General features: G+C 61.1%; 17 protein-coding genes and 1 pseudogene. 13 read left to right on the top strand and 5 right to left on the bottom strand.

All coding sequences use genetic code 11. The annotated features are described in order from the left end of the window. Window positions 1-57 precede the first annotated feature (57 nt). Window positions 58-879, bottom strand: a complete 822-nt coding sequence (locus HB376_RS14465) for an IclR family transcriptional regulator (RefSeq protein ID WP_213764341.1) — start codon at window positions 877-879, stop codon at window positions 58-60. A gap of 214 nt (window positions 880-1,093) precedes the next feature. Here HB376_RS14465 and HB376_RS14470 point away from each other — a divergent pair, with 214 nt between their 5' ends. From HB376_RS14470 to HB376_RS14490, 5 genes are all read left to right on the top strand, one after another. Beyond that, window positions 1,094-1,432: a UxaA family hydrolase gene (locus HB376_RS14470; protein WP_346730494.1), complete on the top strand. Its 339-nt coding sequence runs from the start codon at window positions 1,094-1,096 to the stop codon at window positions 1,430-1,432. Window positions 1,433-1,436: 4 nt separating this feature from the next. After that, a complete protein-coding gene (locus HB376_RS14475) occupies window positions 1,437-2,726 on the top strand; it encodes a UxaA family hydrolase (protein WP_213764343.1) in 1,290 nt (429 codons plus the stop codon). Window positions 2,727-2,775: 49 nt separating this feature from the next. Further along, window positions 2,776-3,861, top strand: coding sequence for an aldo/keto reductase (locus HB376_RS14480; RefSeq protein ID WP_213764344.1), 1,086 nt, complete (start codon window positions 2,776-2,778; stop codon window positions 3,859-3,861). Next, a complete protein-coding gene (locus HB376_RS14485; RefSeq protein ID WP_213764345.1) occupies window positions 3,858-4,700 on the top strand; it encodes an amidohydrolase family protein in 843 nt (280 codons plus the stop codon). Before HB376_RS14480 ends, HB376_RS14485 begins: the two co-directional genes overlap by 4 nt. Before the next feature lie 440 nt (window positions 4,701-5,140). Further along, window positions 5,141-5,989 (top strand): fumarylacetoacetate hydrolase family protein, encoded by an 849-nt coding sequence (locus HB376_RS14490; protein ID WP_213764346.1) that lies wholly within the window; start codon window positions 5,141-5,143, stop codon window positions 5,987-5,989. A 349-nt stretch (window positions 5,990-6,338) separates the two neighbouring features. On the opposite strand, the gene HB376_RS14495 is transcribed toward HB376_RS14490, so the two are convergent. Further along, window positions 6,339-6,782 (bottom strand): PaaI family thioesterase, encoded by a 444-nt coding sequence (locus tag HB376_RS14495; protein ID WP_158937053.1) that lies wholly within the window; start codon window positions 6,780-6,782, stop codon window positions 6,339-6,341. Between the two features lie 295 nt (window positions 6,783-7,077). Beyond that, on the bottom strand, window positions 7,078-8,202 hold the full coding sequence (locus tag HB376_RS14500; RefSeq protein WP_213764347.1) for an AGE family epimerase/isomerase: 1,125 nt from the start codon (window positions 8,200-8,202) through the stop codon (window positions 7,078-7,080). Between the two features lie 208 nt (window positions 8,203-8,410). Between HB376_RS14500 and HB376_RS14505 the strand changes: the two genes are divergently transcribed. The 4 genes and pseudogenes from HB376_RS14505 (at window position 8,411) to HB376_RS14520 (ending at window position 12,642) form a co-directional block, all read left to right on the top strand. Then, a complete protein-coding gene (locus HB376_RS14505; protein WP_213764348.1) occupies window positions 8,411-9,094 on the top strand; it encodes an MgtC/SapB family protein in 684 nt (227 codons plus the stop codon). Window positions 9,095-9,257: 163 nt separating this feature from the next. Continuing rightward, a complete protein-coding gene (locus tag HB376_RS14510; protein WP_213764349.1) occupies window positions 9,258-10,598 on the top strand; it encodes a hypothetical protein in 1,341 nt (446 codons plus the stop codon). Between the two features lie 81 nt (window positions 10,599-10,679). Further along, window positions 10,680-11,231: pseudogene (locus HB376_RS14515) on the top strand (aldehyde dehydrogenase family protein); the annotation flags it as partial. A 55-nt stretch (window positions 11,232-11,286) separates the two neighbouring features. Continuing rightward, complete coding sequence (locus HB376_RS14520; RefSeq protein ID WP_213764351.1) at window positions 11,287-12,642, top strand: DUF3100 domain-containing protein; 1,356 nt, start codon at window positions 11,287-11,289, stop codon at window positions 12,640-12,642. Between the two features lie 119 nt (window positions 12,643-12,761). Here the strand turns inward: HB376_RS14520 and HB376_RS14525 are convergent, their stop codons facing one another. Further along, window positions 12,762-14,804 (bottom strand): FUSC family protein, encoded by a 2,043-nt coding sequence (locus HB376_RS14525; protein WP_213764352.1) that lies wholly within the window; start codon window positions 14,802-14,804, stop codon window positions 12,762-12,764. A 428-nt stretch (window positions 14,805-15,232) separates the two neighbouring features. Between HB376_RS14525 and HB376_RS14530 the strand changes: the two genes are divergently transcribed. From HB376_RS14530 to HB376_RS14545, 4 genes are all read left to right on the top strand, one after another. Further along, on the top strand, window positions 15,233-15,385 hold the full coding sequence (locus HB376_RS14530) for a hypothetical protein (protein WP_165101877.1): 153 nt from the start codon (window positions 15,233-15,235) through the stop codon (window positions 15,383-15,385). A 561-nt stretch (window positions 15,386-15,946) separates the two neighbouring features. After that, on the top strand, window positions 15,947-16,240 hold the full coding sequence (locus tag HB376_RS14535; RefSeq protein ID WP_213764353.1) for a hypothetical protein: 294 nt from the start codon (window positions 15,947-15,949) through the stop codon (window positions 16,238-16,240). A 265-nt stretch (window positions 16,241-16,505) separates the two neighbouring features. Then, window positions 16,506-17,444: a 3-hydroxyacyl-CoA dehydrogenase family protein gene (locus tag HB376_RS14540; protein ID WP_213764354.1), complete on the top strand. Its 939-nt coding sequence runs from the start codon at window positions 16,506-16,508 to the stop codon at window positions 17,442-17,444. Next, entirely contained in the window at window positions 17,441-18,061 is a 621-nt protein-coding gene (locus HB376_RS14545) for a flavin reductase family protein (protein ID WP_213764355.1), read from the top strand. The genes HB376_RS14540 and HB376_RS14545 overlap by 4 nt, the downstream gene beginning before the upstream one ends. 84 nt (window positions 18,062-18,145) lie before the next feature. On the opposite strand, the gene HB376_RS14550 is transcribed toward HB376_RS14545, so the two are convergent. Beyond that, complete coding sequence (locus HB376_RS14550) at window positions 18,146-20,131, bottom strand: methyl-accepting chemotaxis protein (RefSeq protein ID WP_213764356.1); 1,986 nt, start codon at window positions 20,129-20,131, stop codon at window positions 18,146-18,148. Between the last annotated feature and the right edge of the window lie 187 nt (window positions 20,132-20,318).

Genomic DNA, 20,318 nt, shown 5'->3' on the forward strand with positions numbered 1-20,318 from the left:
AGTTGCCCGCCGAAGTTGCTCACCATCTGCCACTCATCTGCCACTCATCTGCCACTCCTAAGCCGCGCTCGAATCCCGCGAATCGCCGAACTCAGCACCCGGTTCGCGAAACATGGACAGCGCCGCCGCCGCTTCACCCAGCAGCGCACTGACCTCGTTTATGGACGGCGCCACGTATTCGTCGATACGCCTGAGATACGGGCACGTCAGCGTCGCGATCGCTTGGCCGGACGGCCCGAGCAGCGGAAAACTCACATCCATCACACCGAAGGTCTGCTGACTCTCCTTATGGAGAAAACCGTCCGCGCGAATCTGTGTGCAGGCATTGTCCAGCGCGAGCGGATCGAGCGCGGACTCACCTTTTACACGCGTGTGCTCGGCCAGCATGTGCGCGCGTTGTTCCGCGCTTTGGAACGCAAGGATCACGCGGCCCGAACCGGTATCGATCAACCCGACCCGCGCGCCGAGCCGCACCGAAATCCCCCACGTTCCCGGCCCGTCGACCTGCGCGATCACAAGCAGATTCCCCCGGTCATAGGCGGCGAGATGACACGACTGCTCCGCGCGATCGGCAAAACGCTGCATGACCGGAAGGGCTTCCGCGATCAGACGGTTCATCGGCGGATGCCGGTGCGCGAGCGCATACAGTTTCAGGCTCAGGGAATAGCGGTCGCCCGCGGGCGAGCGCACCACGTACTGCCGCGCGACCAGCCGCTCGAGCATCCGATACATCTCGCTTGCGTTGCGCCCGAGCGATTTCGTGATCTCGGCACGCGTGAATCCATCCTTTTGCTCGGCGAGCAGTTCAAGGATATCGAGACCTTTATCCAGCGCGGGCGCCCGGTAGCGCTCGGCGTCGGTGGGATCGTCTGCCTGCATGATGGCCTTCAGTTAGGTCGCTCAAAAACAAGATGCTAAGGGAAAACACGGGCCGCTCAGCGGCGCACTTAGCTTGACTTCGACTTGTCCGCATATGAATAATACGTTCACTGATGAATGATTATACTGATGCAAACCCGCGGCAATGCTCATACGACCGCCTGAATGTCGCCCGAATTTCGTCCGGATCTCCTCCGTTCTCAAGGAAGTTTCTGTGCAGCAAGCTCCTCACAAGCCCACTGACGCCCGGCTCATTCTTCAAAGCCCGCAGGACAATTGCCTGATTGCCGGCGCGCGTCTGCAAGCGGGGGAACGTGTGGAGATCGAGGGGAAGTCCGTCACGCTGGCGAAGACCATCGACCTTGGGCACAAAGTCGCACGCCGCGCGTTGCGGACCGACGAAAAAGTGCTTCGATATGGCGCGATCATCGGCCATGTGACGTCGGACGTTCAGCCCGGAGAACATCTGCACACGCACAATCTCGAGAGCGACTATCTCCCGACCTATACCCACGACGCCGGCCATGCGTTCGTGGATCACCGGGACCGCTAAGCCGATGACAGCCACCACCACTGCGCCGCTTCAAGGATTCCTGCGCGCCGATGGGCGCAAGGGCATCCGCAATGTAATCGCGGTCGCGTATCTCGTCGAATGTGCGCATCACGTGGCGAGGGAAATCGTCACGCAATTTCGTCCGGCGTTCGACGCCTTCGACGATCCCGCTGCCGATCGCGAACCGCCCGTGCACCTGATTGGTTTTCCGGGCTGCTACCCGAATGGCTATGCCGAAAAGATGATGGAGCGGCTGACCACGCACCCGAATGTGGGCGCGGTCCTGTTCGTCTCGCTCGGCTGCGAGAGCATGAACAAGCACTATCTGGCCGACGCCGTGCGCGCGAGCGGCCGCCCGGCAGAGGTTCTGACGATCCAGGAAAAAGGCGGGACGCGCAGCACGATCCAGAATGGCATCGACTGGATTCGCGACGTGCGTGCAACGCTCGCGCAGCAACCGAAAGTGCCGATGGCGCTCGACGAACTGATCGTCGGCACGATTTGCGGCGGCTCGGACGGCACCAGCGGCATTACGGCGAATCCCGCTGTGGGCCGTGCCTTCGATGCGCTGATCGACGCCGGCGCCGCGTGTATTTTCGAGGAAACCGGCGAACTGGTCGGCTGCGAGTTCCATATGGAAAGCCGGGCCGCGCGGCCGGAACTGGGCCGCGAAATTGTCGCGTGCGTGGACAAGGCCGCGCGCTATTACTCCATCATGGGACACGGTTCGTTCGCGGTCGGCAACGCGGATGGTGGCCTTACCACGCAGGAAGAAAAGTCACTCGGCGCGTACGCGAAAAGCGGTGCATCGCCCATTGTGGGGATCGTCAAGCCCGGTGACATTCCGCCCGTCGGCGGTTTGTACCTGCTCGATGTCGTTCCCGATGGCGAACCGCGTTTCGGCTTTCCAAATATCAGCGACAACGCGGAAATCGGCGAACTGATTGCTTGCGGAGCGCACGTGATCCTGTTCACGACCGGACGCGGCTCGGTGGTTGGTTCGGCTATTTCGCCCGTTATCAAGGTGTGCGCGAATCCGGCGACCTACCGAAATCTTTCCGGCGACATGGATGTGGATGCGGGCCGGATTCTGGAAGGTCGCGCCACGCTGGACGAAGTTGGCCGCGAAGTATTCGATGCCACCGTGAGGGTGGCGGCCGGTGCCGCGTCCAAGTCGGAATCGCTGGGTCATCAGGAGTTCATCCTGACCTACAAGAGCTTTGATCCAGTTGGCCCGGCGTGTCTGCCGGCGAGCGCGACGCCGCGGCATGCGGTATCGATTACGTCGATTTGAGCCTGATTCACAGGTCGAACTCATCAGCCCAACTCACAAGTCCAACGCAATGAACCCAATCACCGGAAATCCCGTTGTGAAAAAGCGCAAGGTGGGTAAAACCTCGCTGGAAGTCACGGCGTTGTCGCTGGGCAGTGCACCGCTGGGCGGCCTGTATCACGAACTTTCCGAGGCAGACGCGCAAGCGACCGTGGACGCCGCGTGGCAAAGCGGTATCCGTTACTTCGATACCGCTCCGCACTACGGCCACACGAAAGCCGAACACCGGATAGGCGACGCGTTGCGCCAATACCCGCGCGAAGACTACGTGTTGTCGACCAAGGTTGGCCGCCGCTTTGTTCCGCGCACCACGCGTTACGACGGCAGCGAAGGCTGGTCGGACCCGCTGCCATTCCAGGCGATCTACGACTACACCTACGACGGCATTCTTCGATCGTTCGAAGACAGCCAGCAACGTATGGGTATTGTCGATATCGACATTGTGCTGATCCACGATATCGGCCGCGTCACGCACGGCGAAAACAACCCGCGCTACTGGCGGCAACTAACGGACGAAGGCGGTTTCCGGGCGCTCGATGAGCTTCGCAAAACGCGGGGCGTAAAAGCGGTTGGACTCGGTGTGAACGAAGGCGCCGCTATCCAGGAAGCAATGGCGGAATTCAACATCGATTGCGCGTTGCTGGCCGGACGCTACACCTTGTTGGAGCAGGCGGTACTCGATGACTTGCTGCCGGAATGCGAGAAGCGCGGCGTCAGTATCCTGTTGGGCGGTGCGTTCAATTCGGGCATTCTCGCCCGGGGATTGACGTCCGATACAGCGCCAAAAGCCGGCAACCAAAAGTTCAACTATGGCGATGCGCCGCAGGCGGTTATCGAACGTGTCGATGCGCTGGAACGGATCTGCCGTGCGCATGGCGTTGCCTTGGCGAGCGCGGCCCTGCAGTTTCCTTATGCGCATAAAGTTGTGGCCACGGTCTTGATGGGCGCACGAAATCCAGCGGAAGTGCATTTGAATGCGGCTTCGTTCGCTGATCCGCTGCCGGACGCTTTGTGGGACGCGTTGCGAGCAGCGGGTTTGTTGCATCGTGACGCGCCCGTGCCAAGCACTGGTCACACCAACGCAGGAAGACCATGAGCACTGAACGGATCGACGCGCATCAGCACTTCTGGGACCCATCGCGTGGTGACTATGGCTGGTTGACGCCCGAGTTGCAGAGCTTGTACCGCGTCTTCGGTCCCGCTGACCTGAAGCCTCTTCGTGAAGCAGCCCGGATTGCGCGCACAGTGGTGGTCCAGGCTGCGCCGACTGTCGATGAAACGCGCTATCTACTCGATCTCGCCCGCGACGACGAGTCTATCGCCGGCATTGTCGGCTGGGTTCCGCTTGATGCAGCGGATAGCTCGGAGTTGATCGACGAACTGGCGCGTGAACCCAAACTCAAGGGTGTGCGCCCGATGCTGCAAGATCTGCCCGACGACCGCTGGATCGAAAATCCTGCACTGACTCCGGCAATCCACGCGCTGATCAAAAACGATCTCGCCTTCGATGCATTGATATTTTCGCGTCATGTACCTTCGTTGAAGGTGTTCGCCGCGCGCTTTCCTGAGCTGCGAATCGTCGTCGATCATGGTGCGAAGCCGCAAATCAAGGATGGTCACGCCGCCTGGCAAAGCTGGGCGGACGGCATAGCCGAATTGGCCGCACTGCCGCAACGGCTGGTTTGCAAACTCTCGGGTCTGGCGACGGAAGCCGCGCCCGGTTGGTCAGTGGCCAAGCTCAAGCCTTATGTCGATCATCTTCTTGAGCATTTTGGACCCGAGCGGCTGATGTGGGGCAGCGACTGGCCGGTGCTGAACCTGAACGGTAACTATGCACAGTGGTTTGACGCAGCGCGGCAATTGACGGCGCACCTTGATACGTCCGCACAGCAGGCAATCTTTGGGGACACCGCGCGCGAATTTTACCGGCTGTAAAAGTCGCGATAAACGCATGAAGAATGAGCGCGGTATACCCGGAATTGCTTAACTGCAATTGCAACGAAAGCAGAGAATGGTAAAAAGATTGGCGACGGTGGCAATCCAACTGTGCGGCATGCTGCGGTGACCCCGTAATGCTGGCGAGGGCGGCCCTATAGCGCTGAAGAGGCGTGAAAGCTGCATCCCGAAGCATGAGCCGGTGAAATGCAAAGGCGGGATCAGAAGGAAAACGCGATGCCATCGTCGTATCTACGTTGTACCTGCGTCGTAACCCGCATCCGATGAATCATCGTTCACGACCGGCCCGAATCGTCTAACCGAAAATTTGACCGAAAGCGATCGAAAGCAAGCTCGAGCGATCTGACCTTTAAAAACGATCGCTCAAACTGAACATCTCGAAACCGAATCAAAACCTGAAAACTGAAGGATCACTCACGATGAAACTGCTGCGCTATGGGCCGAAGGGTCAGGAAAAACCGGGTTTGCTGGATCAGAATGGCAAGATTCGCGATTTGTCGAAGGTAGTCGACGATATCGCTGGCGCGGCGCTATCGGATGCCGCGTTGGTCAAGTTGCGCGCGCTCGATCCGGCCTCGCTGCCTGAAGTGCCGGGCGAACCGCGCATTGGCCCGTGTGTGGGAGCCGTGGGCAAGTTCGTCTGTATCGGACTGAATTACGCCGATCACGCGGCCGAATCGAACCTGCCCGTGCCGACTGAACCGGTGATTTTCGGTAAGTGGACGAGCGCGATTTGCGGTCCGAACGACGACGTCGAAATTCCGCGCAACTCGAAGAAAACGGATTGGGAAGTCGAGCTCGGCGTAGTGATCGGCAAGGAAGCCAAGTACGTCAGCGAGGCGGACGCGCTGGATTACGTCGCCGGATATTGCGTGATCAACGACGTCTCCGAACGTGAATGGCAGCTTGAACACGGCACGCAGTGGGACAAGGGCAAGGGTTTCGATACCTTCGGCCCGATCGGTCCGTGGCTGGTCACGAAAGACGAAATCGCCGATCCGCAGCAACTCGATATGTGGCTCGAAGTGGACGGACATCGCTATCAGAACGGCAGCACGAAGACGATGGTGTTCGGCGTGGCGGCGCTGGTGTCGTATCTGTCGAAGGTGATGAGCCTGCAACCGGGCGATGTCATTTCCACCGGCACGCCGCCGGGCGTGGGCATGGGCGTGAAGCCGTCGGCGGTCTACCTGAAGGCTGGGCAGACGATGCGGCTCGGGATCCAGGGCTTGGGCGAGCAGCAGCAACGCACGGTCGACGCGAAGTAAGCCCTTCGACGCAAATCGCTTATTGCGGCGCAACCAGGCAACCAGGTAAGCCGGCGAGCAAATTAACGCCTCGCTGGCAAGCTAAAAAAAGGTCGTTCCAACGTCAGTTGGAACGACCTTTTTTACGGCAACCATCAAAGCGATGGTTCATCGGTTCCAGCCGAAGGGATGGTCCATAATCGTCATTCGAGCCGTCGACGCATCAACGTGGCGGCTTCGCTCCAAAAGCGCGAATGTTTTCGCCGCATTAACCTTTAAGCGCATAAAGCCGGTTCCCAATACTGCCGCCGTAAAACCACCGCATCGGCGAAGGCATGAAAAGTCCCGCAAACCCACGCACTCAGCTCATTCACTCGTTAAACGCCGGCTCAAGTTCCGCAGCCATTTCGCTGATCCGATGAATGGTTCCCTGCGCGACCGCCACGAGTCTTTCGGCGCCGCCATCGGTGACATACACGTCGCATTGGCAGGTCGCCTGCGTCATGCCGGCGTAGACCACGCGCGCACGCGCCATCAACGTGCCGGAAACCGCCGGCCGCAAATAATTGATCTTGTATTCGCCCGTGACCACTTTCGGTCCCAGGCGCAATGCACCGGCGAAGGTCAACGCGTTATCGACGAGATAACTCACTACGCCGCCGTGCACGAAACCGTGTTGTTGCCGGAGTTCGTCGCGGATGGTCAGACACAGCGTGAGACTCGAGGAGTCGACCTGCATGAGCTTCGTACCCAGCAAGGCGCTAAACGGCTGCGCATTCAATGCGCCCCGTGCGATATCGACAATTTCGGCCATTCGGACACTCCTACACTTGGTTTCGGTCCAGTCAGCGTGAGTCCCACAATCCGCATCGGGGCAGGAGCCTTCGTCGCGGTCCTGCACAAGACTGTAGGTAGCGTAGGGTCACTCCGCAAGGACGATCTCAAAATCGCGGACAAATTACCGGGTTTGCACGGCTTTTCTCAATGATTTGAAACGAAAGCGCGCAAAGCGTTCGGCATCGCGCTGATTTTTCCAGCTGCAATGAAAACGCCTCGCGGCGTTGGCGAGGCGTTTGATGCGAGATCGCTGAACGTCCGGCGTTGGGGTGTCAGGGCAACGCGGCGTAGGCGGTGGCAAGGTGATAAGGCGTTGTCGACGGTAATTCCGGGCGCACGACCACGCCTTCTGCCGACTGGCTCTCGATCCACCCTTGCGGTCGAATAAAACGTCCGGCAAAACGCGCGATCTGCGCTGGCAATTGCGCGCGCACGGACTCGTCAGCATGCGTTGCGAGGGCCCGCAGATATTCGGTCTGAGCCCAGATGCGCTGCGTCGAATCGATCACGCCGCCCTGTTCGTTCAGCGATGCCGCTACGCCGCCAGTCACCGGATCAACGCCGAACTGCTGCGCGAAATCGAATCCCCGGACTAGCGCCCGGTTCAGGCCCGCTGCATCGAAAGCCGGGTGCCCGCTGGCTTTAGCGAGAAACAGCCACTCGAACTGGTGCCCGGGTTCCAGCCAGTTATTGGCGCTGCCGATCGTCAATTCAGCGATGCAGCCCGTTTCGTGATGTACGAAAGCCTGTGCGAACGCGGCTGCGAGCTTTTCCAGCCGGCGATCGAAGATGGGGTCCGCAGTCGTTTCACGGGCGGCGAGCCACGCTTCGGTCAGATGCATCAGCGGGTTTTGCAGCGGCGGCCCGAGCACGGTGGAAAAATCTTCCGTCATCGCCGAACTGAACAAGCCGCCGCCACCGCCGCTAATTTCCATCCGCCGTTCAATCAACACCGACGTTTCTTCAAGCACCGCCAGCGCTTCCTCCGCGGCCGCCGCGCCAGCCCGTTTCGCATATTCCGCGCACGCAAAAATCACAAACGCATGCGTGTACAGGTCCTTGTGGCGCTCATGCGGCGCGCCGTTTGCGTCGACGCTATAGAACCAACCGCCGTTTTTCGTGTCCTGAAAATAGGTCCGAAGCGAAGCGAACAGCGTGTCGGCATGACCGATATCGCCTGCTTGCGAGAACACGAATAGCTGGCGAGCGCAGGCCATGGCGCGATATCGCTGTGGCGGCAAGGGCGTGCGGCCATCCTCGGCCACGGCCTCAAACGCCAGCCGCAAGACTGCGTTGAAGCCGGGTCCACGCCAGATCGGCAGCACAACACGTTTATAGTGCGCACGAAGGGTGGTGGTGGTCGGGGGCGTTGCGGCGGTCGGATCTGGGTCGTGCATACGGCTTTATCGATGTTGGTTGCGCGCGGCGGCGTGCGTGGAACGTGTCCGGTGCGCCACTCGATGCGGGGCACCAAGGATAAATCAAAACGCCGGCGTTTCGGCACAACGATGGTTTATCCGCGCCGCGCCGCGCAGGCCGACGACTCTTACGCGAGCCCCGCGCCATCATCCCATCACACAACATCTATAAGGAGCAAATCCACTCATGTTAAGCAATGTAGAACTCATTTCCCGCCTGATTCTGGCAGCGGCGCTCGGCAGCGTGATCGGTTTCGAGCGCGAGCGGCTGTCATGGGCCGCCGGGCTGCGCACGCACATGCTGGTGTGCGTCGGCTCGACGCTGATCATGATGGTGTCGGCATTCGGTTTCTTCGATGTCCTCGGCCGCGACCACGTCGTGCTCGACCCGTCGCGGATCGCGGCGCAGGTCGTGTCGGGAATCGGCTTTCTCGGCGCGGGCTCGATCCTGTTGCGCGGCGAGATCGTTCGCGGCCTCACCACAGCGGCGAGCCTCTGGTCCGTGGCGGCGATCGGGCTTGCGGTCGGCGGCGGTATGTATACGGCATCCATCGCCGCGACAGTGATCATTCTGATCATCCTCGCCGGCATCAAGCCGCTGGAGCGGCGTTTCATTTCCGTGAAGCAGCGCCGCCAGTTGACCTTGCTCGTCGATCGGGGGACGCTGAATTTTCATGCGCTGCATGAGGCGCTGGGGGTGGGCAGCGTGCGCGTGAAGCAGTTTGTCGTGCAGCAAAGCGATGATTCCCCAGAGCTCGATGAAGTGCAGATCTCGCTTTCGCGGGTATCGTCGAATGAATACGAGGCGATCTGCGCGCGGCTGCGCGCGCTGGACACCGTGCGGGAATTCAAGGAAGAGGGCTCGGCTTGAGGTTGCGCGCGTCCGTAGCCCGGGCGTGCAGGCGTGCGACAATGCGGCCTCGAAAACCCATGCAGCCGCTTTTTCTGTTGCGAGGCGCCAAGCCGGACCGCTTCATCGGGCGTGTTTTTAGCCGCCCGCGGTCGCGTCCGGCCGCGCTGTCAATCATCGACTTATGCCAGATTCCGCCGTAAATCCTGCTCTCCAAGTTGCTGATTCCGCTGATGCCGCTGGTTCGCGTCGTACCGATGGTGCTTCTGCGTCCCCTTCCAGGTCTGCGTCTGCCGGCCGTCCGGCTGAATCGGATGCCGATGCCAAGCTCGCCCGCGCCGCGCGCTCGGCGCAGCGTCTTGCGTTGCTCAGCCGGGCGCCCTACGGCGCGCCCACGCTCGATCTGTTCGCCGAAGACGCTGAGCGCGCCACGCTCCAGGCGTTGAATACCGATATCCGTCAATCGTCGTTGCCAGGCTTCGAGTTACCCGAGGTTTTCATGGCGGCAGTGCCGGGCGAGGACGGATCGTCGGGGGCTGTGCGGGCGTGGCGCAACGGGGCGTTATCGGTCGAGGAGGCGGCTGTTTCGACAGTCGCTGTGTCGAGCGATGATGCGGCGGCGCAAACGGACAGCCAGACGGCCGACGCGGCAACGCTGGAGTTAGTGTTCGACGATGTTCTCGCGCCTCATGACGTGGTTGCCGGGCCGGTCCAGCCCGAACCGTCAGGCGATGGCGCGCAGGGGGTTCCGGTCGTGGCGGCGTTGGGTGAGGGGAACGCGCAGGGTTCGAACAAACGCGCGTCCGCGGCACGCGCCAGAGGCGCTGCCCGGAATGTGTCGACGACAGGACCGTCGCCAGCCGCTGCCGTGTCAGAAGTCGGGACGGTGAAAGGTAAAAGCGGACCGAGCGATGCCGTCACGCAAGTTCTGAACCGTTCGCCGGACGCGTCGAATGTATCGAATGCTGCCACAAAGCCGGCCACGTCCCCGTCCCCTCGCGACGTCGCACGAGCTGCGGCAACTCCCCATCGGGAGCCGCCGCAATCCCTGGCGGCGGCATTAATCGATGATGATCGTCGGACGCGCAAGAGCGTTACAGGCGATCATCAAGCGCCTTCCCGCGAAGCGTCGGAACTCGATACCGCTCGCGCGACCGCGTACGCGGACACTATCGACGCGTTGTATGCCGTGATCGCGGACCAGCGCGGCGCGGCGGCCGCGTTGTCGCGACGCGTAAAAACGGTCTTGATGATCGTGATCTGCGTATTGCTCGTGACTGTCGCGACGGGCGTGGCGCAGAGCATCGCGCTGCTTCGCCTGACCCGTGAAAACACAGCGCAGCAACAGCGCATCGAGCAATTGATGCTGACTCAGCAGGCCACGCTGGCGTCTTTCTTCGATACCGATTCAGCGACCATCGAGGTTCCGAACCGGGGCGATGCGAGCGCATCCGTTGCCAACAAGAATCCGGACTCCGCGCCGCATAGCCGTGCCGCGAAGCGGGCTCAAAGCAAATCGCGTTGATATCGAAACGAGCGTGGGCATTGCTGCCGCGCTCAAGCAAGGCGCATGAAAAGGGGCCTTTTCGGCGCGCTCAACTCCAATCAAAAGATCAAGGTCGGCGCGCCGCTTGATGACGCGACTGAAGCCGGTCCGATCAACAATCGCACGCAGTGTAATCACATCATGAAGATGATCGTGAGCGGCGTTCAGGCAGGGGCGACGCGTGCGTCAGGGTCGGCTGAACGCGCACCGGACGGTTACTTTATTTCGCCCACTGTGTCGTCGAACGTGACAAACGTCACGAACGAGATGGACGTCGCGCGTACTGAAATCTTCGGTCCGGTTGTCGCTGCAATTCCCTTCGATACCGGGCAAGAAGCCCTTAACATCGCGAATGACACCGGGTTCGGTTTGGCCGGTGCAGTGTGGACGAACGACGTGGGCCGTCCTCATCGGGTGGCGGGGCAGGTCAACGCGGGAACGTTCTGGGTCAGTGTCTACAAGACCATTAACGTAGCGTCCCCGTTCGGCGATGATGGCTTGATCGGATGCGGACGTTTGAGTGGGATTGAAGCGTTGTACGAGTACACGCAGACCAAGAGCGTCTGGGCGAAAACCGCTAGAGAGCCGGCCACGACGTTCGGCAATTTGTAGAGCAACGTGTCCTCTCGCCGCCGATGAAACGCGAGAGGGCAATTCGGAGATAACAATGGAAAGTACGTTGGCCGCGCAGCAACGGGGAAGTGGTGGGCTAAGGAGTGCAAAGCTGTTTCTTTACGCGGCGATCATCCTGGTCATTGCTGAGTTTATCGGCTCGTTTACGTTCAAGGTTGGGCCGGGGAAAGTCGTCCTGCTGCCGATGATCTGGGCGCTGCTGTTGGGCGCCGCGCTGGGATTGGCAAGTGAACGGTGGAGCGGCGCAGCGCGGCTCGACGTGAAGACCCAGTTCCTGGCCGCAGCCATCTTGCAGCCTGCGCTGTTGCTCTTCGTCGCGAAGCTGGGCCTGCTGGTCGGCGGCGCGTTGCCGAAGCTCGCCGCCGCGGGCTGGGCGCTGGCGTTTCAGGAGCTGGGACATTTTGTCGGCACGATTCTGCTGGGACTTCCGCTTGCATTGCTGCTCGGTATCAAGCGGGAAGCGATCGGGGCGACGTTTTCCGTCGGCCGTGAGCCGAGCCTTGCGATCATCGGCGAGAAGTACGGCATGGACTCTCCGGAAGGGCGTGGCGTGCTGGCTGAATACTTGACGGGCACCGTGTTTGGCGCGGTTTTTATCGCGATCCTGGCGGGGTTCGTAGCAAGCCTAAATATTTTTCATCCATTGGCGCTCGCGATGGGTTCAGGTGTGGGCTCAGGCAGCATGATGGCTGCTGCTTCCGGTGCCATCGCTGCGCAGCAAACGCCCGAAATGGCGAAGACGGTGCTGACATTCGCTGCGGCCAGCAACCTCATAACAACGACGATCGGCACGTATTTCACGCTGTTCATTTCGTTGCCGATGGCCGTATGGGGATATCGCCTGCTCGAACCATTGATTGGCCGGACGAGCCGGGCATCGGATGCATCGGAGGCGATTGAAAAGTCCCGTCCGAAGCCAGGCGGCGGCGAAACCGAGGTTGAAACGGCTGCGCCGCAACTGGGCTATCGCGGCAAGCTGCTCGCGTGGGGCGTCACCGCCGTGTTCGCGCTGGGTTGTGACTGGATCACCCACGGCACCACACCGCTCATGGGGCTTCCGGGCATGCTGATCATGGTACTGGCGACAATGGTAGGCGACGCCATTTATACGGTGACCGGGCGCAAGATTCCGGCGGTCTGCTGGGTGTCGATCGTTGCCATGTTCATGACGTCGCCGCTGTGTCCCTGGGCATCGCAGATATCGACGTATAGCGCGCAGAACGATTTCCTGGGCATAACAACCCCCATGCTGACGTTCGCGGGATTGTCCATCGCCAAGGATATTCCGGCGTTTCGCAGGCTCGGCTGGCGGATCGTGCTGGTGTCGTTTGTGGCGAATGCCGGGACGTTTCTTGGCGCTACGCTCGTGGCTCAGATTTTCCACGTGTAGGACTGCGGTGTTTCGATAGCACTTTTGTGCCGGTGCTTCGGCGCGCCTTGCTCGCAGACAACCTGATTGGTTCATTTGCCCGGGATGCTCCGGAGAAGCACCCGGTGCAAACGCCCCCTTCATGCTTCCCCGGCGTGTTCCATCAACAACCGGCGCAGCAGCACGACCTGATTAACGGCATCCGCTTCAAGCAGCGAGAGACTGTGTTTGGGAAAGACTTCCTGAGCATCGATACCCGTGCTGTTCGCGTCACTCCCGATCCGCGCTTCGATGCCCTTGCCGACACGCTCAACCCATGCTGCAAGGTCCCGGTTCGGCGCGGTTCCGGCCCGGCCAAAACGAGCCCGGGTCGCAGTGCCCGCCACACGCCGCAACAAGGCGAGGGCGGTCGAGCCGGTCCGGTCGTCGTGACTCGTATCGAGCTTTTCCAGCCTCAGTCGAGCCAGCACCTCTTCCGCGTTATTGCTCGCCAATCCCGCTGCGCGCCGTAGCCGTTCCAGCTCGATCTCGCTGTCTTCTCCACGTCCCAGCGATGCGCCGAGATAGCCAAGGTTCGCGGACACTGCTTTCGCCAACTGGTCGCTGAAGCGGCTGGGCTCACGGCTTGGCCATAGGAGGAATGTCGCGAGCAATGCAATCACGCAACCGAACACGTTGTTCTCCAATCGCGTGACGGCGTAGACGAGCTCGGCACCGCCCGGCGCCGCAAAGTCGGCGACCAGCACAAAGGCCGGGGTGATGAACAGCACGAACAAGCTGTAGCTGACGGGACGCAAGGCCATCGTCGCGCACACCAGCGGGAACACCACCAGCGAGATCGCGATCGGTGAATGAACGACCAGGCCGATCGCGGCCGCCAGCAATCCGCCGACAATGCTCCCTGCCGCACGCTCGATGCTGCGCGGCCAGCTAGTCGCAATGGACGGTTGCAGGATCAGGAGCGTTGCCATCGTTGCCCAATAACCGAAGGGCAGATGGAGCAGCCTGACGGTCAGGAAGGCTGCCGTTGCGGCCACGCCGACGCGAGCGGCGTGGCGCGCGCCTATTGATTGCGTCGATGCGTTCGCCTTCAACGTCTCCACGCTGCGTTTCAGGGTCGTGAGCGCGGCCGGCCACACGCTTGCGCGCCGCTGAGCCGGGGATTCGAGCTCGCTGAAATCGACATCGAAGCGCAGTGACACGGTCTCGCCCAACGCGACTTCAAGCTGGCGGGCGAGCGCCTGCAACCGGTCGCGCAGTGCAGTGGGCGGCTCCCAGGGTTTGTCGGCAATGGCTCGTGCGAGCCGCGCGAGGACTTCGGCGAATGCGTCGAGCACACGCACCGCGCGCGGCAGATTGGGCAAGCGATGATGGCCGCGCTCGCAGGCATCGGTGACGGCAATGAGGTACGCGAAGATCCGTTCGCTGTCGGCGAGCGCGAGCAGCAGCATGTTGTACGTGTCCTGCCGGTCTGCCTTCGATGACGGCACGCGTGCGAGCGCCTTGCGCGCCAATTCGATGCTGCTACGCGCCTTGCCCCGAAAACGTGAAGCGTGCGAAGCCCAATCCCCGAAGCCCGCGCTTTCCCGTTTGAGCAGCCGTGCGCCGTCACTTGCGATGTCCGCGAGGCTCGCATAAGCCGATCGCATGGCCGCGCGGCTCGCGCTGAACGGGTGAATTCGCCACACGGTGAAGCTGAGCGCCGTTGCGAAGAGGCAGCCTGCGAAGTAGAGCGCGAGGAAGCGCAATTCGCCGCGTGACCCATGGATGGGCCGGTCCACCATGACTACGCAGGCAGTCGCGGCAAGGATGGAGACCTGGGCGGCCGCCGCGCTCCACACGCGCCCCAGCGCGCCGAGAAATGAAAAGACCAGAACGGCGCCGGCCGCGGCCGCGATACCCACGCCGGACGCGTACGCGGTCAGTCCGCCACAAACGGTCGACAGCACCGCGAAGCCGGTCATGGACGCGAATCGCATGCGGTTCGAGCCGGCGGCATCGGCGAGACAGGTCCAGAACGCGCCGATAGCAGCCCACGAGAACTCGGGCATGTGCAACAGGTTGCCAAGGAGCAGCATGGCGGTCGACGCGAATGCGGCCCTCAGCCCTTCGGACAAATCGGCCTGGCTCAACGCGAACGAAACCATCCAGACGGGCCGGTGGCGCGCAATGGAATCAAGCATTCGGGAGAACGCTTTCGTGCGGCGGCTTGCCGCTTGTCGTGACTGCCGGTGAAAGTTGCGAAGGCGGAGCATGGCCTGGCTTATCAAGGGGTGGATGCCGGTAATCGGGTGGCGAGCGCTGTACGCGCACTAATTTTCGGACCAGAAAAATTAAATCTCAAAAAAATGACGTGAATCCAGCCAGAAATACGAAATGTCCGATGTTTTTGGGGAGCGTCATTTCTCGCCTGCGTTCCGTTCCCGGCACGCCTGGGGAAATCCAGTCATTTCTACCGATTTCATACGCACCTACGGCCTTCAACTGTGGCAGAAACGCACTGATGTAGAAAAACTACAAGAGAAATGCTGCGTTGCACTAGAAATCAGCTAGTGAAAACCCTATAATGATTTCTAAGGGATAACCCTTGACCACCTACTAGGAGTTTGACATGAGCTACCTCTTCGCATTGCTGCAAAAATTCGCATCGTTGTTCGAATCGCCGCATCTTCCGATGGATTCGGACTACTCGTACCAAGCGCGCCAACAAGAAGCAGAGCGCATTCGCAAGTCACGCGGCACGATCATGGGTATTCGTCTGTGAGCTGCAAGGAAGGCAGCGCGGATCGCAGGAAAAACTGAACTGTTGTCGATTTATGCTTGACAAAGTTTTTTCGTAGTGCGATTCGCCTGCTTTCATTGTTGTGGATTATGTAGTTTTTCTAGCTTGACGGTTTCACCGATCGCCACATTCTGTCCCTACGGGCTCCATGGCTATCGTGTCGCTTAGCTGCGACATTCCTCTCCGGCGCCGCTCGGCGCATGCTTCCCAGACCATTCCCAGCTTTACCCTCGGGCGCTCGATTCGGCCAATCCACGGGTTCATATTTTCATTGCTTACACGCCGCAGGCCGAAATAGTGCCAGGCTGGCTTGTCATTTCGATGTAAAAGCCAATGAAATCATCGATTTAGAATATTTCGAGACAATTTGGACACGCCAGGCTCTTTGATACGAACACTTACAAGCGCTCACGTCGTGCAACCTTACGCCCGGCTAAAGTGGTTTCAACGACGCGGCACCTGACGGCACATCCGCCAACGGCTTTTCGTTCCGGCTGGCCGCGCGTCCTTAAACGAAATCAAGCTGAAAAAGGGAAAATAGTCATGAACACCTCACGCTCAATCCTTGCTGCGCTGCTGACCGGCGGCGCGCTCCTGACCGCTACGACCGCGTTCGCGCAGGTCGATAACGGGATGATCCACGGACCCGTGCCCGCGCAAGGTTATGCGCAGCCACGCATGGTGCAGGCCGCCGTGGTGATCAACCTCGGCTGGCATGGCGACCGCTATTGGGACGGCCACCGCTACTGGCAGCGCGACGAATGGATGCGCCACCACCCGCACGATCACGGTCCGGCGGGGTATCACCACGACGACCACGGCCACGATCACGGCTGATCGAGCCGATAACAGAACCCCGTCGCTAACGCCGGCTTCCCGTAAGGGAAGCCGGCTTTTTTTCGCCTTTCGTCCCGTGTCTGGAGGGCTAGGCCGGCCGATCAGCTTCAAGTCATAGGCCATTTGCAGTCCCGCGCGATTCCAGACGCTGCGCTATTCTTGTTGGCGCGGCCTTGAGAGCCGCATCGGACAGCCTGGACGCATCCCTTTGGGGTCGAACCGGCTGTCGAATCGAAGCGCGGAATTTAAGCATTGCGGGGAAAATTTGAATCAAATCACTATCGGCGTGGTGGGCAGCGGCTTGATGGGCGTCGGCATTGCGACGCAAGCGGCGCTGCACGGCTATCCGACTATCGTTCATGACATAGACGCCGCGCGGCTTGCGTCGGTGCACGCAAAGGCAGAAGCAATCCTCGACGAATTGATCGACGCCGGCGTCTTCAATGTGGACCATAAACCGGACGTACTTGCGTGTATTGAAACTACAGATCAACTGGAAAGGGTGGCCACGGCAGGTTTCATTGTGGAAGCCATTCCGGAAGTGCTCGAACTGAAGAACCGCATCTACAGGGCGCTCGAACCGCTACTGCGCGACGACGCTATTTTCGCCAGCAACACGAGCGGCTTTCCGCCCGATCTGCTCGCGCAAGTGCTACACAACAAGGCGCGTTTTGTGATCGCGCATTTCTGGAATCCGCCGCACACCATTCCGCTGGTTGAAGTCGTGCCGGGCACCGAGACCGATCCGGACGTCACGCGCCGCACGGCTGAACTGATGACGGCTATCGGCATGGAACCGGTTGTGCTGACGAAGGCTATTCCAGGTTTTGTCGGTAACCGGCTGCAATTCGCCGTGCTGCGTGAAGCGCTCGCCATTGTGCGTTCGGGCGCAGCGACGCCAGAGGTGGTCGACACCGTGATGAGGGCGTCACTCGGACGGCGTTATGGCATGGTCGGACCGCTGCAAAGCGCGGATCTCGGCGGGCTGGACACGTTGCTGGATATTGGCACGCACCTTATGCCGGAGCTGGCAAAGGACGAAGACGTGTTGCAACTGATGCGCGACCACGTGCAGGACGGGCGGGTCGGCGTGCGCAGCGGACAAGGGTTTTATGAATGGGACGACGCGCACCGTGCGCGCGTGAAAGAAGGGCGCAAGCGCCTGATTCACCACACTGCAAAGAACACCGGAAAGCACCTATGAGCGATAACAACGCGGTTCATTTCTACAATCCCGACGAGGGTCACCAGCTACGCCACGATCCATTCAAGGCGATCGTCGCGCCGCGAGTGATCGGCTGGATTTCGAGCTGCGATCCGCACGGCCATGTGAACCTCGCGCCCTACAGTTTTTTCGGCGCGTTCGCGACGTTCCCGTACATCATCGGATTCTCGAGCGAGGGGTTCAAGGACAGTATCTCGAATATCGAAGCGACCGGCGAATTCGTGTGGAATCTGGCGAGCAAACCGCTTGCCGGGAAGATGAACCAGACCTCGGCAACCGTGCCCCACGAAATCGACGAATTCGAGCTGGCCGGACTCACGAAAGCACCGGGCGTGAACGTGGCCGTGCCGCACGTGGCGGAGTCGCCGGCTGCGCTCGAATGCAAGTTGTTGCAGATCGTGCGGCTGAAATCCCTGGACGGCACGCCGATGAACAACTGGCTCGCCCTCGGGCAAGTGGTTGGCGTGCATATCCGGCGCGAGTTCCTGAAGGACGGCCTCTTCGATACGGCCGCCGCGCAGCCCATCATGCGTGCGGGTTATCGCGGGGACTACGCGGGTATTGGCGAAATGTTCGAGATGATCCGGCCGGGCTAGTGATGCGCCGAGTCGCGGCGTTACGAGGCGCGGCGTGAATTCCGCGCGGCGGTGTTCGAATCATCCGCCGCGCCCCGCTCGCCATTACAGCCTGAACACGCTCACGGCGCGGCTCAACTGTTCGGCTTGCTCAAGCAAGCCGGCTGTCGATTGCTCCGCCTCGCCGACCAGCGCCGCATTCTGTTGAGTCGCTTCGCCGATCTGCGCCACGGCAAAATTCACTTGCTCGATACCGCTCGATTGTTCGCGCGACGCCACGCTGATCTCGCCAATGATCGCGTTCACCCGCGCGACGCGCTCCACGATCCCGTTCATCGTGCCGCGGGCTTCTTCGGCGATCCGGTAACCATGAGCGACCCGGCCTACCGAGTCGGCGATCAGCGCCTCGATCTCCTTGACCGCTGCGGCGCTGCGCTGAGCCAGTCCGCGCACCTCCGACGCCACCACGGCAAAGCCCCTGCCGTGCTCGCCGGCTCGCGCGGCTTCGACGGCCGCGTTCAACGCCAGGATGTTGGTCTGGAACGCGATACCTTCGATCACCGACGTGATGTCTGAAATCTTGCGCGCGGACGCGTCGATTTCACCCATCGTGGCGACGACGCGGCCCACCGCTTCACCACCAGCGCGCGCTGCATCGGATGCCGATGCCACCAGTTGATCCGCCTGCGCCGTGTTGGCGGCGTTTTGTTGCACGGTGGACGTGATCTGCTCCATGCTCGCCGCCGTTTCTTCGAGACTGCTGGCCTGCGTCGCGATGCGCTGCGCGATGTCGCTGCTGCCCGCCGCCATCCGTCCCGTGCCGTCCGACATATCCGACGACGCGCTGCGCACCTGCGTCACGATGCGCGCAAGACCGGTCGCAATCCCGTCGATGGCAATCATCAGCCGGCCGATATCGTCCTCGCGCGTGGTCGCGAGCCGCACGCTCAGATCGCCTGCCGCGATGCGTTCGGAGGCCTGCGTGAGTTCCGCGAGCGGCCGCCCCACTAGCCGGGCTACCGCGAACAGCAGCACGGCCACGAACGCGGCGATTACCACTAGCCCGATCAGCAGGAAACGGTTGCGCGTGGCGTGTACGCCCGCGAGCAACTCGTCGCGGTACGCAATCCCGCCAATCAGCCATTGCCATTCCGGAACCGTGCGAAACACGATTTCCTTCGCCCCGCCGTGCACCTTGGGATCGGCGGCGTCCGCGATCTCGGGGGCATCGAAGGAAAGACGGCCTTCTTTCGCGTCGAGCATCTGCTTGAACGGTGCGATGCGTTCATCGGCGAGCGGAGCATCGGTACCCGCCACGCTCGTAGGACCGCCCACGCCCGGATGCACGAGCAGCTTGCCGCGATTCGGCCCATTCGATGCATCGACGACGAAGAAATAGCCGTTCTGGCCGATCGTCAGGTCGCGAATGTTCTGCTGCAGCGTTGCGATTTCCGGTGTGACGTCCACGCCGACAAACAATGCGCCAATCACGCGGCCCGACGAATCGGTGACGGGTTTGTACTCGGTGATGTACTGCTTGCCGAAGAGCGTCGCCATGCCGATAAAACGTTTCCCGCCCAGCATGGGCGCGTACGCCGGGCCTTTCCGGTCGAGCAGCGTACCGATCGCGCGTGCGCCGTCCTGCTTTTTCAACGACGTCGTCACGCGCACGAAGTCGTCGCCGGTGCGCGCGAACACCGTCGCGATTGCGCCGCTGCGTTCGAGGAACTGATCGGGAATCGAGAAATCGAGGTTCATCGGCTTGTCGCCGGCCTTGAACGTGGGTGTCGCGACGCCGCCGATATCCACCTTCTGCGTTTCATCGAGCGTGAAATCCGGGGGCAGAAAGCTTGAGAACAGCGTCATGTAGCGCTCGACTTCGGCGCTGACGGCTTTGTCGTAGAGACGGATCATTGTGTCGATCGCGCGGTCGTCGTCGTTTATGCGTTCGAGCGCTTGTGCATCGATTTGCTGACCCGCCAGATGCGTGACCGCAATGGTAAACCCGGCTACGACCGTGGCCGCGAGGGCGCAGGCGAGGATGGCGAACTTCGCGCCGACACTGGCCCGGCGGATGTTGAATAGAGACATAGATGAACTGATCAAGCGAGATGTAGGGAAGATGAATGGTTAACGGCGCCGGCTCGGGGTTCTTGATCGCTCCGGTTCCGCCGCGTCCTGTTCGCAAGCGCTGCAAAGCAGCCAAAACCCGACATCGTCCACGCAGCCACGTTCCTGGAATATGATGGCCCGACGGTAAAAACGCCTCCAACCCGGA

It is taken from the genome of Caballeronia sp. dw_19 (assembly GCF_018449515.1).
In the GTDB taxonomy this organism is placed as follows: domain Bacteria; phylum Pseudomonadota; class Gammaproteobacteria; order Burkholderiales; family Burkholderiaceae; genus Caballeronia.

What these genes read in the sequence shown, in the direction of transcription:
- HB376_RS14550 (WP_213764356.1), bottom strand. Translation starts at nt 20,131, where the DNA reads ATGTCTCTATTCAACATCCGCCGGGCCAGTGTCGGCGCGAAGTTCGCC.
- HB376_RS14475 (WP_213764343.1), top strand. Translation starts at nt 1,437, where the DNA reads ATGACAGCCACCACCACTGCGCCGCTTCAAGGATTCCTGCGCGCCGAT.
- HB376_RS14545 (WP_213764355.1), top strand. Translation starts at nt 17,441, where the DNA reads ATGAGCGATAACAACGCGGTTCATTTCTACAATCCCGACGAGGGTCAC.
- HB376_RS14465 (WP_213764341.1), bottom strand. Translation starts at nt 879, where the DNA reads ATGCAGGCAGACGATCCCACCGACGCCGAGCGCTACCGGGCGCCCGCG.
- HB376_RS14500 (WP_213764347.1), bottom strand. Translation starts at nt 8,202, where the DNA reads ATGCACGACCCAGATCCGACCGCCGCAACGCCCCCGACCACCACCACC.
- HB376_RS14480 (WP_213764344.1), top strand. Translation starts at nt 2,776, where the DNA reads ATGAACCCAATCACCGGAAATCCCGTTGTGAAAAAGCGCAAGGTGGGT.
- HB376_RS14495 (WP_158937053.1), bottom strand. Translation starts at nt 6,782, where the DNA reads ATGGCCGAAATTGTCGATATCGCACGGGGCGCATTGAATGCGCAGCCG.
- HB376_RS14490 (WP_213764346.1), top strand. Translation starts at nt 5,141, where the DNA reads ATGAAACTGCTGCGCTATGGGCCGAAGGGTCAGGAAAAACCGGGTTTG.
- HB376_RS14520 (WP_213764351.1), top strand. Translation starts at nt 11,287, where the DNA reads ATGGAAAGTACGTTGGCCGCGCAGCAACGGGGAAGTGGTGGGCTAAGG.
- HB376_RS14505 (WP_213764348.1), top strand. Translation starts at nt 8,411, where the DNA reads ATGTTAAGCAATGTAGAACTCATTTCCCGCCTGATTCTGGCAGCGGCG.
- HB376_RS14535 (WP_213764353.1), top strand. Translation starts at nt 15,947, where the DNA reads ATGAACACCTCACGCTCAATCCTTGCTGCGCTGCTGACCGGCGGCGCG.
- HB376_RS14525 (WP_213764352.1), bottom strand. Translation starts at nt 14,804, where the DNA reads ATGCTTGATTCCATTGCGCGCCACCGGCCCGTCTGGATGGTTTCGTTC.
- HB376_RS14530 (WP_165101877.1), top strand. Translation starts at nt 15,233, where the DNA reads ATGAGCTACCTCTTCGCATTGCTGCAAAAATTCGCATCGTTGTTCGAA.
- HB376_RS14510 (WP_213764349.1), top strand. Translation starts at nt 9,258, where the DNA reads ATGCCAGATTCCGCCGTAAATCCTGCTCTCCAAGTTGCTGATTCCGCT.
- HB376_RS14485 (WP_213764345.1), top strand. Translation starts at nt 3,858, where the DNA reads ATGAGCACTGAACGGATCGACGCGCATCAGCACTTCTGGGACCCATCG.